At 72.0% G+C, this 16625-nt stretch carries 16 protein-coding genes; 11 read left to right on the top strand and 5 right to left on the bottom strand.

All coding sequences use genetic code 11. The annotated features are described in order from the left end of the window. The first annotated feature begins 164 nt into the window (after positions 1–164). From mvk to E4N63_RS17500, 8 genes are all read left to right on the top strand, one after another. Entirely contained in the window at positions 165–1175 is a 1011-nt protein-coding gene (mvk, locus tag E4N63_RS17530; RefSeq protein WP_230241114.1) for a mevalonate kinase, read from the top strand. Then, on the top strand, positions 1162–2163 hold the full coding sequence (mvaD, locus tag E4N63_RS17525; RefSeq protein WP_230241113.1) for a diphosphomevalonate decarboxylase: 1002 nt from the start codon (positions 1162–1164) through the stop codon (positions 2161–2163). The genes mvk and mvaD overlap by 14 nt, the downstream gene beginning before the upstream one ends. Next, positions 2163–3338, top strand: coding sequence for a phosphomevalonate kinase (locus E4N63_RS17520; protein ID WP_230241112.1), 1176 nt, complete (start codon positions 2163–2165; stop codon positions 3336–3338). The genes mvaD and E4N63_RS17520 overlap by 1 nt, the downstream gene beginning before the upstream one ends. Then, positions 3338–4417: a type 2 isopentenyl-diphosphate Delta-isomerase gene (fni, locus tag E4N63_RS17515; protein ID WP_125625032.1), complete on the top strand. Its 1080-nt coding sequence runs from the start codon at positions 3338–3340 to the stop codon at positions 4415–4417. Before E4N63_RS17520 ends, fni begins: the two co-directional genes overlap by 1 nt. Further along, positions 4414–5490: a hydroxymethylglutaryl-CoA reductase gene (locus E4N63_RS17510; protein WP_230241111.1), complete on the top strand. Its 1077-nt coding sequence runs from the start codon at positions 4414–4416 to the stop codon at positions 5488–5490. Before fni ends, E4N63_RS17510 begins: the two co-directional genes overlap by 4 nt. Then, positions 5480–6655: a hydroxymethylglutaryl-CoA synthase gene (locus E4N63_RS17505; RefSeq protein ID WP_230241110.1), complete on the top strand. Its 1176-nt coding sequence runs from the start codon at positions 5480–5482 to the stop codon at positions 6653–6655. Before E4N63_RS17510 ends, E4N63_RS17505 begins: the two co-directional genes overlap by 11 nt. Before the next feature lie 426 nt (positions 6656–7081). Further along, positions 7082–7441 carry a hypothetical protein gene (locus tag E4N63_RS31175; RefSeq protein WP_308188707.1) on the top strand — a complete coding sequence of 120 codons (360 nt, stop codon included), beginning with the start codon at positions 7082–7084 and terminating at the stop codon, positions 7439–7441. Continuing rightward, complete coding sequence (locus E4N63_RS17500) at positions 7438–8139, top strand: 3-oxoacyl-[acyl-carrier-protein] synthase III C-terminal domain-containing protein (RefSeq protein ID WP_308188706.1); 702 nt, start codon at positions 7438–7440, stop codon at positions 8137–8139. The genes E4N63_RS31175 and E4N63_RS17500 overlap by 4 nt, the downstream gene beginning before the upstream one ends. A gap of 161 nt (positions 8140–8300) precedes the next feature. Here the strand turns inward: E4N63_RS17500 and E4N63_RS17495 are convergent, their stop codons facing one another. The 4 genes from E4N63_RS17495 to E4N63_RS17480 all read right to left on the bottom strand — a co-directional run bounded on the left by E4N63_RS17495 (position 8301) and on the right by E4N63_RS17480 (position 12596). Then, entirely contained in the window at positions 8301–9047 is a 747-nt protein-coding gene (locus E4N63_RS17495) for a hypothetical protein (RefSeq protein ID WP_230241109.1), read from the bottom strand. After that, positions 9044–9496, bottom strand: a complete 453-nt coding sequence (locus tag E4N63_RS17490; RefSeq protein ID WP_228429467.1) for a hypothetical protein — start codon at positions 9494–9496, stop codon at positions 9044–9046. Before E4N63_RS17490 ends, E4N63_RS17495 begins: the two co-directional genes overlap by 4 nt. A 45-nt stretch (positions 9497–9541) precedes the next feature. Continuing rightward, a complete protein-coding gene (locus E4N63_RS17485) occupies positions 9542–11803 on the bottom strand; it encodes a glycoside hydrolase domain-containing protein (RefSeq protein ID WP_230241108.1) in 2262 nt (753 codons plus the stop codon). A 274-nt stretch (positions 11804–12077) separates the two neighbouring features. After that, positions 12078–12596, bottom strand: a complete 519-nt coding sequence (locus E4N63_RS17480) for a hypothetical protein (RefSeq protein WP_125624593.1) — start codon at positions 12594–12596, stop codon at positions 12078–12080. A 377-nt stretch (positions 12597–12973) separates the two neighbouring features. On the opposite strand from E4N63_RS17480, the gene E4N63_RS17475 reads away from it, so the two are divergent. The 3 genes from E4N63_RS17475 (at position 12974) to E4N63_RS17465 (ending at position 14660) form a co-directional block, all read left to right on the top strand. After that, entirely contained in the window at positions 12974–13444 is a 471-nt protein-coding gene (locus E4N63_RS17475) for a helix-turn-helix domain-containing protein (protein ID WP_125624585.1), read from the top strand. Positions 13445–13469: 25 nt separating this feature from the next. After that, positions 13470–14105 (top strand): hypothetical protein, encoded by a 636-nt coding sequence (locus tag E4N63_RS17470; protein WP_125624584.1) that lies wholly within the window; start codon positions 13470–13472, stop codon positions 14103–14105. Positions 14106–14300: 195 nt separating this feature from the next. Further along, a complete protein-coding gene (locus tag E4N63_RS17465) occupies positions 14301–14660 on the top strand; it encodes a DUF2516 family protein (RefSeq protein WP_030545914.1) in 360 nt (119 codons plus the stop codon). A 106-nt stretch (positions 14661–14766) separates the two neighbouring features. On the opposite strand, the gene E4N63_RS17460 is transcribed toward E4N63_RS17465, so the two are convergent. After that, positions 14767–16242, bottom strand: coding sequence for a PP2C family protein-serine/threonine phosphatase (locus E4N63_RS17460; protein ID WP_230241107.1), 1476 nt, complete (start codon positions 16240–16242; stop codon positions 14767–14769). Between the last annotated feature and the right edge of the window lie 383 nt (positions 16243–16625).

The following is a 16625-nucleotide window of genomic DNA, read 5'->3' as shown; positions in this document are numbered from 1 at the left end:
GCCGCGACCGGAGGCGCGCACCGGCTCGCGACGCCCGGCACGGCGGCGGGTTCCGGCCGCTGCGCCCGCCCGGTCCCCGCCCGGCGGGCGCCGGCGGGGAGAGCGGGGCCGGCCTCGACGGGTCCCCACACCATCCGCCCCCGACACGAAGGGAAACCCGGATCATGTCCACGCAATCCGCGTCCGCGACCGAGGCGCGGCGCGTCGCGACGGGCGGGGCGCACGGCAAGGCCATCCTGCTCGGCGAGCACGCGGTGGTCTACGGTGCCCCCGCGCTGGCGCTCCCGCTGCCGGCCCTGAACTGCCGGGCCACCGTACGCCGTTCGGAGCGAGCCCGGCCGGGACCGCTCCGCCTGCGCCGCACCGTTCCCGCCCCCGCCCCACGGGGACTCGCCGAGGAGACGGAGGAGGACGCCCCCGAGGAGTTCCGGCTGCTCCTGGACGCCTTCGCACGCCGGGCCGGCCTCCGCGGAACCCCCTCCCTGGAGGTCCTGCTCGACAGCGGCATCCCCGCGGCCCGCGGTCTGGGCTCCAGCGCGGCGAACGCCCGCGCGCTCGTCCGCGCCCTGGACTCCCTCTTCGCAACCGGCCTGGGCGAACGGGACGTCTTCGAGCTGGTGCAGGTGTCCGAACAGTCGGCGCACGGTCTGGCCAGCGGCGTCGACGCGCTGACCACCGGCAGCACGGGACCGGTGCTGCTGGCGGAGGGCCGCCGCGGCACGCCGCCGGTGGGCACCGGATTCCAGGTCGTGGTGGCGGACAGCGGCAGCGGCTGCGCCACCAGGAAGGCCGTCACCATGCTGCGGGGCGCCTTCGCACGGGACCCCGGCAGCCGTGCGCGGTTCGTGGACCGTTCGGCCGCACTGACCCGGGCCGCGCTCGGCGACCTGGCGGACGGACGGCTCACCGCGCTGGGCCGCCGGCTCACCGCCGCCCACGAACTCCTCGCCGGACTCGGCCTGACGACGGAGCGCACCGACACCCTGGCCGGCGCCGCGCTCGGCGCGGGGGCACTGGGCGCCAAGATGACCGGCGGCGGACTCGGGGGCTGCGTCCTCGCCCTGACCGCGGCCCCGGAGGAGGCCGAGGCCGTGGCCGGGGCGCTCAGCCGCGGGCACGGCGCACGCACCTGGACCGCCCCAGTGGCGAAGGGGGCCGGCCATGGCGGTTTCTGAGCCGGCGTTGGCGGTCGCGCACCCGAACATCGCGCTGGTCAAGTACTGGGGCAAACGCGACGAAGACCTGGTGCTGCCCTTCGCCGACAGCCTGTCGATGACCCTCGACGTGTTCCCCACCACGACGGCCGTCCGGCTCGATCCGGCCGCCGGGGCGGACCACGTCGTCATGGACGGCGCCGCCGCCCGCGGCGAGGTGCTCCACCGGACCGTCCGCTTCCTGGATCTGGTGCGCGAGCGGGCCGGGCGCGGGGAGCGGGCCGTGGTGGACACCCGCAACACCGTGCCCGTGGGGGCCGGACTCGCCTCGTCCGCCAGTGGTTTCGCCGCGCTGGCCCTGGCCGCGGCCCACGCCTACGGCCTGCCCGGCGACTCCCGGGCGCTGTCCCGGCTGGCCCGCCGGGGGTCCGGTTCGGCCGCGCGGTCGGTCTTCGGCGGCTTCGTGGTCTGGCACGCCGGCACCCCGGACGCCCCCGACCCCGACCGGGGCTCCTACGCGGAGCCGGTCACGGACGCCCACCTGGACGCCGCGCTGGTCGCCGTCGTCCTGGAGTCGGGCCCCAAGCCCGTTTCCAGCCGGGAGGCCATGCGGCACACGGTCGCCACCTCCGCGCCGTACCGGGACTGGCTGGCCGACTGCCGTGCCGCCCTGGTCCGGATGCGCGAGGCACTGCGCAGGGGCGACATGACGACCGTGGGTGAGATCGCCGAGCACAACGCCCTCGGCATGCACGCCGCGATGGAAGCGGCACAGCCCGCCGTCCGCTACCGCACGGCCGCCTCGGACGCGGTGCTCGGCCACGTCCGCGCCCTGCGCGAGGAAGGCGTGGGCGCCTGGGCGACGATGGACGCCGGGCCCAACGTCAAGGTGTTGTGCGCCGGCGCCGACGCGGAGAGCATCGCCGACCGGATGCGCGCCGTGACCGGCGCCCCGGTGGTCGTGGCCCGCAGCGGTCCCGGGGCCCGGCTGCGGGCGGAGGACCGGTGATGGCGGGCCGGGCCGTCACCCGCCGGGCACCGGGCAAGCTCCTGGTGGCCGGGGAGTACGCCGTCCTGGAACCGGGGCAGCCGGCCGTGGTGGTGGCGGTGGACCGGTACGTCACCGTCACCGCCCGCCCGGCCGAGGACGCCGGGGTCGTCGTCGACTCCGACCTGCTGGACCACGAGGTGCGGTTGTGCCGCGGCGACGAGGGACTGCGGGCCGTGTCTCCGCAGGACCCCGGCCTCGTCCGCGGTGTGCTGGCGCACCTGGTCTCCGTCGTGGAGACCGTCGAAGGGCTGCGGACGGAACAACGGCTCGGGCTCGCCCCGCTGCGGCTCACCGTGCGCAGCGACCTGCACCACGACGGCGTCAAGATCGGGCTGGGGTCGAGCGCGGCGGTGACCGTCGCGGCCACACGGGCCGTGGCGGACCACTACGGGATGCGGTTGTCCCCGCAGGAGCTCTTCCGGCTCGCCCTGCTGGCCGACATCCGGGTCGACGCGGGCCCCTCCGGCGCCGATCTCGCGGCCGCGGTCCGGCACGGCTGGGTCGCCTACCGGGCACCCGACCGGCACGTCCTGCGACACAGCCTGCACCGGCACGGGATCGCGCGGACGCTGCGCGCCCACTGGCCGGACTTCGCCCTCCAGGAGCTGCCGCCACCGCCCGGCCTCGTCCTGCACGCCGGCTGGAGCGGCAGCCCGGCGTCCACCTCGGACCTGGTCGCCGGCCTCGCCGCGAAGCGGTGGTGGCACGGCTCCGCCCGGAGCGGCTTCCTCACCGACAGCGAGCAGTGCGTGACGGCCGTGGCGGGTGCTCTCCGGCGAGGTGAGCCGGAGGCCCTGCTCGACGCGGTGCGGACCGCCCGCCACCTCCTCGCCCGGCTGGACACCGAAGCCGCCCTCGGCATCTTCACCCCGTCGCTGCGGCGGCTGTGCGAGGTGGCCGAGTCCTGCGGCGGAGCCGCCAAACCCTCCGGCGCGGGCGGTGGCGACTGCGGCATCGCCCTGCTCCCGTCCCACCGCTCCCCCGCGCTCCTGCGGCAGCGCTGGAGCGCGGCCGGCATCACCCCGCTGCCACTCGACGTGACCGCCGGCACCGCGCCGGACTCCGGACCGTACGAAGCCGGTCCCGGCACCCGGCCGGGCTCCGTCTCCCCTTCTCTGCGAGGACACACCTGATGACCGCACACCGGAAGGATGAGCACGTACAGCTCGCCCACGCCCAGTACGCACCGGGGAACCGCGCGGCACCCCCCGGCGCACCGCGGCCGGCGAGCCAGTTCGACGAGGTGCACTTCGTGCACCACGCCCTCGCCGGCACCGACCGCGAGAAGGTCTCCCTGGAGACCCGGTTCGCCGGACTGCACTGGCCGGTCCCGCTCTACATCAACGCCATGACCGGCGGCAGTGCGAAAACCGGGGAGATCAACCGCGACCTGGCCATCGCCGCCCGGGAGACCGGACTCCCCATCGCCACCGGCTCCATGAGCCCCTACCTCAAGGACCCCGGCACCGCACCCACCTTCACACCCGTCCGCCGCGAACACCCCGACGGCTTCGTCCTGGCCAACCTCAACGCCACCGCCACCCCCGAACAAGCCCGGCGCGCCGTCGGCCTGTTGCAGGCCGACGCCCTGCAGATCCATCTCAACACCGTGCAGGAAACCGTCATGCCGGAAGGCGACCGCTCCTTCGGCCACTGGGCCTCCGGCATCGAGCGGATCGCCGCCGCCGTCGAGGTGCCGGTGATCGTCAAGGAAGTCGGCTTCGGGCTGAGCGGCCGGACGGTCCGCGAACTGGCCTCGCTCGGTGTCCGGATCGCCGATGTGGCCGGCAGCGGCGGCACCGACTTCGCCCGCATCGAGAACGGCCGCCGCTCCCGGCCCGACTACGCCTACCTGGAGGGCTGGGGCCTGAGCACTCCGGCCGCGCTGCTCGACGCCCGCGGCTGCGGCCTGCCCCTGCTCGCCTCCGGTGGCGTACGCCACCCCCTGGACGTGGCCCGCGCCCTCGCTCTGGGAGCCGGGGCCGTCGGCGCCTCCGGTCCCTACCTGACCACGCTGCTCGACGGCGGCGTGGACGCCCTGGTGCGGCACATCACCACCTGGCTGGACCAGCTCACCGCCCTGATGACCCTGCTCGGCGCACACAGCCCGGCGGAACTTGCCGACTGCGACGTACTGCTGTCCGGCTCACTGCGCGAATTCTGTCTGGACCGCGGCCTGACCACGGCCGCGGCGAAAGGAGTCACGGTATGACCGTCACGGCCGAGCCACGGACCGACCTCACGACAGCGGGCGTTCCCCTGCGCTGGGCAGGCCCGCTGCGCATCTCGGGCAATGTCGCCACCACCGAGACCGAGGTCCCGTTGGCCACCTTCGAATCCCCGCTGTGGCCCTCCGTCGGCCGCGGTGCGAAAATCTCCCGGCTGGTCGACGGAGGCATCCGCGCCACCCTGGTCGACGAGCGCATGACCCGTTCCGTCCTGGTCGAGGCGGACGACGCCGCCCATGCCTGCACCGCCGCCCGCGCCGTCCACGACCAGTTGCCGCAGCTGCGGGAGATCACCCGCCGCAGCAGCCGCTACGCCCAGCTGCTGGACCTGCGCCACGAGATCACCGGCCCGCTGGTCTTCCTCCGGTTCGAGTTCGCCACCGGTGACGCGTCCGGCCACAACATGGCCACCCTCGCCGCCGACGCCCTCCTGGCCCATCTGCTGGCCACCGTCCCCGGCATCCGCTACGGCTCCATATCCGCCAACTACTGCACCGACAAGAAGGCCACCGCCGTCAACGGCATCCTGGGCCGGGGCAAGAACGTCGTCGCCGAGATCCTCGTCCCCCGGCACATCGTGGCCGAGCGCCTGCGCACCACCGCGGCCCGCTTCACCGCGCTCAACACCAACAAGAACCTCGTCGGCACGCTCCTGGCCGGCGGCATCCGCTCGGCCAACGCCCACTACGCGAACATGCTCCTCGCCTTCTATCTGGCCACCGGCCAGGACGCGGCGAACATCGTGGAGGGCTCACAGGGCGTCACCTACGTCCAGGACCGCGACGGCGACCTGTACTTCTCCTGCACCCTGCCCAACCTCATCCTCGGCACCGTGGGCAACGGCAAGGGGATCGGCTTCGTCGAGGCCAACCTCGCCCGTCTGGGCTGCCGCGAGGACCGTCCCGCCGGCGAGAACGCCCGCCGCCTCGCCGTCCTGGCCGCAGCCACCGTGCTGTGCGGCGAGCTCTCCCTCCTCGCCGCGCAGACCAACCCCGGCGAACTGATGGAAGCCCACACCCGTTTCGAGCGCGCCAACGGAGACACGCATGCCCAGTGACCTCGCCATCGGCATCCACGATCTGTCCTTCCGCACCACCGGCCTCGTCCTCAGCCACACCGAGCTCGCCCGCTGCAACGGCACCGACATCGCCAAGTACCACAAGGGCATCGGGCAGCGCGCGATGAGCCTGCCCACCGCCGACGAGGACATCGTCACCATGGCCGCGGCCGCCGCCGCCCCTCTGGTCGAGCGGCACGGCACCGACCGCATCCGCACCGTCGTCCTCGCCACCGAGAGCTCGGTCGACCAGTCCAAGGCAGCGGGAATCTACGTCCACTCACTGCTCGGGATGGAGCCACACGTCCGCGTCGTCGAGATGAAGCAGGCCTGCTACAGCGCCACCGCCGCCCTCCAGTTCGCGGCCGGGCTGGTGCACCGGGACCCGCAGGAGCAGGTCCTCGTCATCGCGAGCGACATCTCCCGCTACGACCTCGACAGCCCCGGCGAGGCCACCCAGGGGGCGGCGGCAGCGGCCATGCTGGTCTCGGCCGACCCGGCGCTGCTCGAACTCACCCGCCCCTCGGGCCTGTTCACCACCGACGTGATGGACTTCTGGCGCCCCAACTACCGCACCACCGCCCTGGTCAACGGCAAGGAGTCGATTGCGGCCTACCTCGAGGCCGTCGAGGGCGCCTGGAAGGACTACCAGCGCCGTGGCGGCCTGCCGCTGGAGGAGTTCCGCGCCTTCTGCTACCACCAGCCCTACACCCGGATGGCCTTCAAGGCCCACCGCCAGCTGCTGGAGACCTGCGGAGCACCGGCGGACGAGGAGGCGCTGGGCCACGCCCTCGCCGCCACGACCGGCTACAACGAAACGGTGGGCAACAGCTACACCGCCTCCATGTATCTGGCCCTCGCCGCGCTCCTCGACGACGCGGACGATCTGACCGAGCAGACTCTGGGCCTGTTCAGCTACGGTTCGGGCAGCGTCGCCGAGTTCTTCGCCGGCCGGGTCCGCGCCGGCTACAAGGCGCACCTGCGGGGCGAAGCCCACAGGGAAGCGATCGGCTCACGACGGGCCGTCGACTACGGCACCTACCGGGAACTGCGCGAGCAGACCCTGCCCACCGACGGCGGCTGGTACGAACTCCCGCACGAGACGCGGGGCCCGTACCGGCTGGCGGCCCTGCGTGACCACCAGCGCGTCTACGAAGCCGCCTGACCGCCCCGGCCCTTCTCCCCGGCATCGCCCCGGGCCGGGCGCCCACCCCGCGGCCGTGCCGCCGGCACGGGGCCCGCCGGAAAAGCCGCAGGGGATCCGTGTTCCGGGAAGCCACAGCGGTTCCGGGCACCGACCCCCGACCCCACGGTTCCGCGCACGGCCCCGGCCAACGGCCCCTCGTCATCCGCTGAGCCCCGGGCGGCCGGACGCCTTCCTCCCTCTCCCCGGAGGGTCCGGGCCCCGGGGCCTGCTCCGTACGGGAGGCCGGCTGCGGGACCGGGGCGGCGCGGTAGTGCGTTCCGCCCCGGTCCCCGCCCCGGGCCACCGCGGCCGGCGTGCGCCACGGACGCGGCCCCGGGCTCCGGGCCCGCCCGTTCCGCCCCGACATGCCCCGCCCCGACACGCCCCGACACGAGAAGAGGGATCATGACCAGTCGTGCAGCCGCGTCCTCCGCCGAGAGCGCCGTCGGAGTACTCGGCACCGGTTCCTGCCTGCCGGGCAACGTCGTCACCAACGAGGAGGTGGGGGCACCGGCCGGGGTCACGAACGAGTGGATCGTCCAGCGGACCGGCATCCGGGAACGCCGCTGGGCCAAGCCCGACGAGGTGACCTCCGGCCTCGCCGCCACGGCCGCCCGCACCGCGCTGGCCGACGCCCGCGTCCGCGCCGAGGACATCTCACTGATCATCGTGGCGACCTCCACCCCGGACTCCCCGCAACCCCCACCGCCACCGCCGTCGCCCTCGAACTGGGTGTCCCGGCGGGCACGCCCTCCTTCGACATGAACGCGGTCTGCAGCGGTTTCGTCTTCGCCCTGGCCACCGCGGAGCGGATGCTGCACGGCACCACGGGACACGCTCTCGTCATCGGAGCCGACGTCTACTCCCGCACCCTGAAGCCCACCGACCGCCGCACCGTGGTGCTCTTCGGTGACGGCGCGGGCGCGGTCGTCCTCGGACCCGCCCGGGGCCGGGGCGTGTTCGCCACCCGGCTGGCGACCTTCCCCGACAAGCGGGACCTGATCCGGGTCCCGGCCGGCGGCTCCCGCATTCCCCCCTCGCCGGAGTCCCTCGCGGAAGGGCTGCACTACTTCACGATGGACGGCCGGGCCGTACGCGCCTTCGTCGAAAGCCGGGTCGGGCCGATGATCCGCGGCTTCCTGGACGAACACCGCCTCCGTCCGTCCGGCGGCGGGCCGCGCACCCACCTCATCCCGCACCAGGCCAACGGCTGCATGATCGGCACACTCGCGGCAGACCTCGGATTCCCGGCCGCGCGTACCCATACGACGGTACGGGAGTACGGGAACACCGGAGCGGCTTCGGTACCCCTCACCCTCGACCACGCCACCGGCGGCCTCGCCCCTGGCGACCTCGTACTCCTCGCCGGCTTCGGCGGGGGCATGGCCGCCGGCCTCGCCCTCCTCGAGTGGGAACCCCGTGCCCCGGACCCCGGGCTCGACGCATCGCGACCGGTCGGGTGACCGCTCGCAAAGCCGGCACCGGTCCCGGACGAAGCCTCGCCGGCCGCCGTCGGTACGCAGCCGCTGGTCACGGGCGGGAACCTCGCGCACGAGGTGTGCGGCGGGCCGGGCCGTCCGCCTGAGCCGGGCCGGGTGGTCCGGTGTGTGGCGGTGCGGCCCGCTCAGTGTCGGGCAGCGCGGCGGCGCCGTGAGGGTTGTGTCAGGTCAACGAGGACTCCGGCACCCAGACCAGGGGTCTCGTCCCAGGTGCGGATCTTGGTCGCGACCTGTGTCAGACGCGGGTCGCCGGGACGCACGGTGAGGTAAAACAGACCCTCGTACGGGCGACGGTCGTCGCCACCCCACCGGACGACGCCTCCGGTGTCGGCCATGATGTCCCGGATGAGCAGGTGTTGCCCCCCGGTGAAGCCGCCCCGCACGCCGGGCGGGTAGGAGTCCGGCCGGATCACCACGGCTGTGCCCGAGGCCTGATTCGACTCCGGGAGGCCGGCGTCGCGCACCTTCGACGGTGCCACCCAGCCCTCGACCGGCCTGGGCTCTTCCCGCAGGCCGAGGGCGTCGATCTCGTAGTGGAAGCGGCGGATCACATGCACGAGGACCGTTTCCACGTCGCCCTGGCGTACCGAGACCTTCAGCCCGGTGCCGGGCACGGGACGCGTGACGATGTCTCCGCCCGCGTCGACGGCCTTCTGCATCTCCCACCGGTTGGCGGACGGCCGCCCCGTGAGGAGGCGACGGCGTCGGGCTTCGAGACGGCGCAGTGCTTGCTTCAACTCATCGTTCGCGAAGGGCCGAGGTGCCGCGACGGCCGGTACGGCGAGGAGGCCCGTGGACGCGAGGCCCGCGGCGGCGGTGACACCGGCCGTGGTCGTGAGGACGTGTCTGCGAGTCGGACCCGTGTGCCTCAAGAGGTCATCCTTTCCTTGTTGCCGCTGCTCCGGCGCTGTCTGCGGTACAGCAGAGCCGCGGTGATCACGGATGCCAGAGCGAGTGTCAGGAGGGCCGCGATGGACGGGTTGATGTAGCCGGGGATCACGACGGGGTAGCTGCGGCCGTCCGGCAGATGGCACGCGAGCCGCAGGGGGATGAAGTCGGCGGTGATTCCGTCGATGTCCGCCGGACCGCCGGGGTGCGCCCTCGCGCACTCCACGTACCGTTCCTGTCGTCCGAGGACGAGCAGGTGAAGACATCCCCACAGGTAGAGGGCGAGCGACACGGCGACCGCCGCCAGGGATACGTCCCGGCACAGCGCAGCGGGGGTGCAGCGCTTCCTGACCTCTCGTGTGAGCCGTGAGCACAGGTACGCGGTGAGGCTCAGCAAGGTCACCGCGTCGAGAAATATGAGGGTGAGGAGCACTGCGGGATTGTGCTCCTGCCATGGCCCGGATGCCGTGATCACCATTTATCGAGACTCGCGGATGATGCGGTTGTACTTCTCGAAGATCGCATAGAGGGGCATACGCAGTTTCGCGTGAGCCTCGGCCTCGGGTCCGAACCCCTGGTACCGACGCAGTACTTCGTAGATCTCGGTCTCGGTGTAGTCGAGCGCGGGTCGGCGGATCACGGTCTCCTCATGGTCGCCCTTCTTGCCGCCGGCCCCCCAGATGTGCAGATGCGGGACGGTGCTCAGGTTGAATGCGTTGTTCTGGTTGAGTTTCTGCCACATCGCCCACCGGTCGGATTCCTCGGCCGAGTCAAGGGTCTTCCCGTCGAGGATCCCGGACCGGATGGAATGGTTGCGGGAGAGGATGCAGGTGCGTCCGGATATCTTGGCGACACCGGTGCTGCTGTCCACCAGTTTGCTGACGCCGGGAAGATCCTTGCCCCAGTCGGGAATTGCCCCGGTGTGGTACCAGACCACCCCCGCGTCCTGCACCACGTCCACCTGGCTGTAGTGGCAGAACTCCCAGAAGGCCGAGGTCTGGATGAGGGCCTTGCGCATGCGGTACCGGCGGGCCGCCGATGTGATCACATCGTCGTGGGAGATAACCGTTTCCAGACACTGCTTCCTGGTGTACACGTAGCCGTTGCCCGACTCGGAACCCTCGGCCGGCTTGCCGATGGACTCCATGTAGCCATCGGCTTCGTTCAGCAGGGACTCCCAGTAGTCCAGGCTGAAGCCGATATCAAGCTTCCCGGACGGAGCGGGGAGGAAGTCGCCCTGGCCGGTGTCGCGGCCGGAGGCGATGTTGTTGTCGATCTCGATTTCCCCATCGCCGGAACCGATCGTCTTGGTGACGATCTGGTCGAAGGACCAGTTCTCCGGCATCGCGTAGCCCAGGTTGCCGGAGAAACCCGACGACATGTCGGACACGAAGCTCGTGTCCGCGTATCCGGCGGCGGAGACGCGGGAGCACGCGTTGCGCGGCCCGTAGATACCGATCTTGTACGGGCTCCCCATCCGGGTCATCCGCTCCCTGATGCTCTTGAAGTACGGCAGGATGTGCGATGTGACCTCGTGATCGACGGCGTCGTAGTCGACCGCAAAGTAGATCCGGGTCCCGGATCCGAACCCGTGCTCCTCGGCCTTGTACGCGGCGTTCATACAGTCGGTGACACCCTGCTCGACGCTGTAGTAGTCGACCGACCGCGCCCACGTCTGGTAGATCGGGAAGCAGCGCAGCCCGTACTCCTTGATCGTTTCCAGCTCGCCCGGCTGGATCTCCTTCTCCGGAAGGGATGTGGTCGACGGGTTGTAGAGGTAGCGGCCGATGTATTTGTAGCCGGCATCCTTCAACGCCTGCGCACGGGCCGGCGTGACCTTCGTGACTCCGTCGCAGGCCTCTCCCTCACGGGACTGGTCCCCATAGGAGACCAGCAGGGAGGCCCAGGTCTGGAAATCGCCCTTGCCGGTCACCGGCAGCTTGACGAACGACTGGAACTTCCGGACGGCGTCTTCCAGAACACCCTGGAAAGAGCCCGTCATGGCGACCGGTCGCTTGTTGAGCTCCATGGCCGCTGAGAAGAGTTGCACCCACACGCCCGAGTCGCCGGTGGACAGCGTGTGGTTCTTCAGTCCCGCCCGAGTGCCGGGCCCGAAGAATCCGTTGGCGACTCCGTCGGCCATCCCCAGTTCGTACTGGACGGCCAGCAGCAGCGACGTGGCCACGTCGCGGGAATGGTGACCGTCGCACGGGATGACGTAGAAGTCCTTGCGAAGCAGATACTGGCCGTTCAGCCACTGCTGGATGAGGCGGATTCCGTCCGAACCGTTGTTGACGGTGACGTAGGCGTCCATGTTGAACAGCCCTTTGGCCACCTTCGGCCACAGCGCATCATCGGGGTAGGGAACGTATGCGCCCATGTTCTGCTTCAGCTTCACCACGGCGGCCTTGACGCGGGAGTTGTACTTTCCGTCGATCTCGCCGCCGTCATAGCCCTTGCAATATAAGGCGGACTGGATGATCCGGCAGAAGTTCGCCGAGGGGACTGTGGTCTCGTCCAGCTTGCCGTACTTCTCCCGGAGCGCTCCCAGTGTGGCCGGTCCGAAGTTGTTCGAGAGGTTCGTGATACCCATCTCGTACTGCAACGCCCTGGTGAGGGCATACATGACGGTCCAACTGGTCCGCCCGTTCTCCTCCAGCTTGGATATGCCGAGTGTGGCGCCGTCGCCGTACGTGGTGTTGATGAATCTCTGGGCGCGACGAACCATCTCGTCAGCCATGGTGCTCCTTCCACGGGAGGTGCGGCATCAGCGGCCGCCGGCACGTCCTGGCGCGCCGCCGGCGCGCAGGCGGGGGAGTCTCACAGGGGCAGCGGGTGGCCTCACGCGCACCTCGGGGGTTTCGCACAAGGCCCGGCGGGCCGGATCCCGGACGGAAGCGTCCCTGGCCCGTTCCTCCCGGCCGCCCTGCGCAAGCTTCTTGCGGGCAGTGACGAGGGACGCGGCCGCCGCGAGAGCGGAGAGTGCGCGAAGCTCCGGTTCCCCGCGTTCTTCGTCAGTTGCAGGGGAACACGTAGTCGGACTTGTAGTTGATGTAGAAGGTACTGCTGGAGGTCTTGGCCATCTTGGCCGTCACCGGGGCACAGACGAAGTTGGAGACACGGACCGGCCCCGCGTACTGGCTGAAGTTGCCGGCGTCGGTGTCGCAGCTGCCGCCGCCCATCTTGCAGACCTTGAGGTACATGTACTCGGTGTTGCCGACGTTGTTGTCGAGGATGAGGCAGCCCTTCCCGCCGTTCCCGTAGGAGAACAGAGTCGCCAGCCGCTCACTCGGGTCGGTCCCCTTGGGCAGGGGGATGCCCCTCTGCAACTCGTAGCCGGATCCGCACACGTTCGCCGCCGCGGCAACGCTCCCGGGGTCGGCCCGCGCGAGAGCGCGGGTCGCGGGGTCGGCGTTCGCTGCTATCCGGACGGCGGGCTCCTCCACGGCCACGGCCTGGGGAGCGGTCACCACCACCGTGGCCAGTACCGAAGCGGCAAGAGCCGCGCACTTCACACCTATGGATTTGGGCATGACAAACAACCTCTCCGACGGGTGCTCGACGACTGCGCGAGGGGCGGCAGCCCTGCCCGGACGCATCCCGGCCCTCGCGGAACCCGGCCAGCGTAGGCCGGTCCAGACCTCCCCCGGCGACCGGCACGAGCGGGGGGCCTGATCCATCCGCGGACCGGAATGAAGAGGAAGCCCGCGTGATCCGCGCGCGGATCACGCGAACGGCACGGGAGAACGACGGAACGGAATGCTCCCACCTGTCCGAGAATGGCCTGATCATGCCGCCCGGCATCGGCCCGTCCCGGAGACGGGACAGCCGCCACCACCACGCGGGCGCGTGCATGCCAGTTGCAAGCAGGTCGCTTGCAATAGTTAGCATTCGGGTGCACGATGGGGCCATGGCTTCACTCAAGGTCGGCAATCTCGGGGAGTTCCTGCGGGAGCAGCGGCGCAGTGCGCGGTTGTCACTGCGACAGCTCTCCGAAGCCGCCGGGGTGTCGAACCCGTACCTCAGCCAGATCGAGCGCGGGCTGCGCAAGCCGAGCGCGGAAATCCTGCAGCAGCTCGCCAAGGCCCTGCGGATCTCCGCGGAGACGCTGTACGTCCAGGCCGGAATCCTCGACGAGCGGGACCGCGACGAGGTCGAGGTCAAGAGCGCCATCATGACCGACCCGTCGATCAACGAGCGCCAGAAGCAGGTGCTCATCCAGATCTACGAGTCCTTCCGCAGGGAGAACGGGCACACCGCGGACGCCGATGCCCCCGACGGCACCCCCGCCGCGCCGCCGTCCGGTCCGCCGTCCGGTGCCGGCTCGCGGGCCGGTGCCGACGACGACGGCGACAGCGGCGAAGCCAAGCAATCAAGCTGACCGACCGATCCGGGAGGATCCCGCCATGGCCACCACCGACGAACTCCGCAAGACGATCCAGGAATCCACCCCCTTCTACGCCGCCGTCGGCACCGCGGACCTCGCCGCCGAGAAGCTCCGGGAGTTCCCGGCGCTCATCGAGAAGCTGCGCGCGGAGGCCCCGGAGCGGTTCGCCGCCGTCCGGACCACCGACCCCAAGGTGGTCCAGGAGAAGGTGAGCCGGCAGGCCAAGGAGGCCCAGGTCACCGTGCAGACCAAGGTGAACGAGGTGCTCGGCACGCTCGACGGCGACCTCAGGAAGCTGCGCGAGAACGCTCAGCACCTGGCGCTCCAGGGCGTCGGCCGGGCCGCCGAGTACGCGGTCAAGGCCCGCGAGACGTACGACGAGCTGGCCGACCGCGGCCGCGGCGCCGTGCAGACCTGGCGCGGTGAGGCGGCCGAGCAGATGAGCGACATCGCCATCGCCGTCGAGCCCGAGCCGGAGCCCGCCGCGAAGCCGGCCCCGGAGAAGAAGGCCGCCGCCGAGGCGAAGCCCGCCCCGGCCGCCAAGCCGGTCACCGAGGCCAAGCCCGCTGCCGAGGCCAAGCCGGCCGCGGCGAAGAAGCCGGCCGCCGCCCGCAAGGCCCCGGCCAGGAAGACGGCGCCGAAGTCCGCCGAGTGACATCCGGACACACCGGGTGAGGCGACAGCGCCGGACAGCAGCCGGGAGAACGGTCCGGGCACAAGCGACGTGCCCGGACCGTTCTCCCTATACGGTCTGTACGGTGGCCGTCATGCCACCGGCCGCCGGGACCGGCCGCCGGAACGGCGGCACCGACGGACGATACGACGTGACCGACGCGCGCGATAGGACTGGGTGGTGGACGGCGTGCTGGTGCAGGGCTTTCACAACATTCTGAGCTTCCTCTATCTGGCGATTCTGCTCTTCACGGTGTTCGCCTTCATCGACGCCGTGATCCGGCGCGAGGACGCCTTCCGCGCCGCCGACAAGCAGACCAAGCCGTTCTGGCTGATCATCCTGGGCATTGCGGTGGTGGTGAACGTGCTGCCGCTGGGGCTGTTCTTCCTCACCATCATCGGGCTGATCGCCGCGATCGTGTACGTCGTGGACGTACGGCCCGCCGTGCGGGCGCTCTCGGGCGGCGGTGGCGGTGGCCGCGGCCGGCGCGGCAGCAGCTCCGACGGCCCGTACGGCCCGTACAACGGCGGCCGCTGAGCCGTCCCGGCCGGCGCGCCCCGATCGCCCGCCCACCGGGCGCCGGGCCGTCCCGAACCTCCGCCGAGCCACCCGCCGCCGACCGGTCGCGCGGCTCCGGGCCCCGTCATCGCCCCCAGGGCGGACGGGGCCCGCTGCGTGGAGCGGCGGCGGGAGGGGACCACGGGCGCGGCGGAGTATCCGGAACGGACATCCCGGCGAGCCCCACCCGGGCTACCGGCCCCGGGCCCCCGCCCCTGCCCCGGTCCGGGCCCTGGTCGCGGCCCCTGCCCCGGTCGCGGTCCAGCAGGAGCACCGCCACGTCGTCCGTCAGCTCGCCGCCGTTGAGCTCCCGCACCTCGGCCATCGCCGCGTCCAGCAGTTCCTCGCCGCCCAGCCCCCTGTCCCGCAGGCCGCCGATCACCTCGACGATGCCCTCCTGGCCGAGACGCTGCCGGCCCGGACCGACCCGGCCCTCGATCAGCCCGTCGGTATACATCATCAGGCTCCAGGTGCCGCCGAGCTCCACCTGCCGGCGCGGCCAGCGGGCGCGCGGCAGCACGCCCAGCGCGGGCCCGCCGTCGTCGTAGTGCAGCAGCTTCACCCGCCGTCCCTCGCGCACGACCAGCGGCGCCGGGTGCCCGGCGAGGCAGAGCCCGGCGCGGCGGCCGTCGGGGGCGATGTCGAGGGTGCAGAGGGTCGCGAAGATCTCGTCGCAGGCGCGCTCGTTCTCCAGCACCTTCTGCAGCGTGCCGAGGAGTTCGTCGCCGCAGAGCCCGGCCAGGGTCAGGGACCGCCAGGCGATCCGCAGCAGCACACCGAGCGCCGCCTCGTCCGGGCCGTGCCCGCAGACGTCGCCGATCATCGCGTGGACGGTGCCGTCGGGGGTGCGGACGGTGTCGTAGAAGTCGCCGCCGAGCAGGGCGCGGCTGCGGCCGGGCCGGTAGCGGGCGGCGAAGCGCAGCTCGGAGCCCTCCAGCAGGGGCTTGGGCAGCAGCCCGCGCTCCAGCCGCCGGTTCTCCTGGCCGCGCAGCCGCGACTCGGTGAGCTGACGCTGTGCGGCGTCGGCGCGCTTGCGCTCGACGGCGTAGCGGATGGCCCGGCCGAGGGCGCGGCCGTCCAGCTCGTCGCGGAAGAGGTAGTCCTGCGCGCCGACGCGCACGGCCTCGGCGCCCCGCTCCGCGTCCGCCTCGGCGGTGAGGACGAGGACGGCGTGGCCGGGCGCGAGCCGCAGCACCTGGCGCAGGGTGTCCAGCTCCTCGCCGGCCTGCCGGATGTCCAGGGCGAGGTCGAGCAGGATGCAGTCGACGTCGTCGGTGAGCAGCCGTTCGGCCTCGGTGAGATTGCGGGCGGTCCGGACGCGGACCCGGCGGCCCCCGGTGTCGAGCTTGTCCGGAACGGAGAAGGCCACCGACGGATCGTCCTCGATCACCAGCAGGGTGAGCGGCGGTGCCTGCGCGGGCCCGGAGGCCGGCGGCGCCGACGTGGAGGCGGAGGCGGAAACGGATACGGCCGGGGAACCCTCCGCGGAGCGCGGTGAGGGGGCAGCCGGAGCACCTCCCGCGGCCAGGGTTTCCCCCTGCCGAGGCGCGGGTACGGGCATCGCTCTGTTCCTTCCCTCCCCCCGAGGGCAAGACGGCCGCCGGATCGGCACGCCGCCAGGCCCGGCCCACCTGACGGGTCGGCGGTCACACTGTGCCGGGCGCTGAGAGGCGACCATAGCGGCACGCCCTGCCGGAGCGGAATGCCGGGCAACCACTCTGTGATGTCATATGCCAAGCAGAGGTGGCCATTTGCCCCTCTCTGGGCCAAAGCGCCGATGATGAACATCACGCGCTGCGGTTGCCCGCCCGGATCCCGGCGGCCGTACGGCGCTCCGGCCGGCCGTCCGCGGAACGGCACCCGGTGTCGTCGGCCGACCGCTCCGGGTCACGCCCGGCGCCGGTGGGGGACGTGCCGGGGCACCGGGCGGCCCGGCGCCCCGGC

This window comes from Streptomyces sp. MNU89 (assembly GCF_020982505.1).
GTDB classification, from domain to species: domain Bacteria; phylum Actinomycetota; class Actinomycetes; order Streptomycetales; family Streptomycetaceae; genus Streptomyces; species Streptomyces xinghaiensis.
Note: the sequence above shows the minus strand (reverse complement) of the source record. Positions and strands in the feature narration are given on the sequence as shown.

Excerpts from the sequence above, each read along its gene's own strand:
- E4N63_RS17460 (WP_230241107.1), bottom strand. The coding sequence starts at position 16,242 with ATGCCCGTACCCGCGCCTCGGCAGGGGGAAACCCTGGCCGCGGGAGGT.
- mvk (WP_230241114.1), top strand. The coding sequence starts at position 165 with ATGTCCACGCAATCCGCGTCCGCGACCGAGGCGCGGCGCGTCGCGACG.
- E4N63_RS17510 (WP_230241111.1), top strand. The coding sequence starts at position 4,414 with ATGACCGTCACGGCCGAGCCACGGACCGACCTCACGACAGCGGGCGTT.
- fni (WP_125625032.1), top strand. The coding sequence starts at position 3,338 with ATGACCGCACACCGGAAGGATGAGCACGTACAGCTCGCCCACGCCCAG.
- E4N63_RS17485 (WP_230241108.1), bottom strand. The coding sequence starts at position 11,803 with ATGGCTGACGAGATGGTTCGTCGCGCCCAGAGATTCATCAACACCACG.
- E4N63_RS17470 (WP_125624584.1), top strand. The coding sequence starts at position 13,470 with ATGGCCACCACCGACGAACTCCGCAAGACGATCCAGGAATCCACCCCC.
- E4N63_RS17505 (WP_230241110.1), top strand. The coding sequence starts at position 5,480 with ATGCCCAGTGACCTCGCCATCGGCATCCACGATCTGTCCTTCCGCACC.
- E4N63_RS17500 (WP_308188706.1), top strand. The coding sequence starts at position 7,438 with ATGAACGCGGTCTGCAGCGGTTTCGTCTTCGCCCTGGCCACCGCGGAG.
- mvaD (WP_230241113.1), top strand. The coding sequence starts at position 1,162 with ATGGCGGTTTCTGAGCCGGCGTTGGCGGTCGCGCACCCGAACATCGCG.
- E4N63_RS17520 (WP_230241112.1), top strand. The coding sequence starts at position 2,163 with ATGGCGGGCCGGGCCGTCACCCGCCGGGCACCGGGCAAGCTCCTGGTG.
- E4N63_RS17475 (WP_125624585.1), top strand. The coding sequence starts at position 12,974 with ATGGCTTCACTCAAGGTCGGCAATCTCGGGGAGTTCCTGCGGGAGCAG.
- E4N63_RS17480 (WP_125624593.1), bottom strand. The coding sequence starts at position 12,596 with ATGCCCAAATCCATAGGTGTGAAGTGCGCGGCTCTTGCCGCTTCGGTA.
- E4N63_RS31175 (WP_308188707.1), top strand. The coding sequence starts at position 7,082 with ATGACCAGTCGTGCAGCCGCGTCCTCCGCCGAGAGCGCCGTCGGAGTA.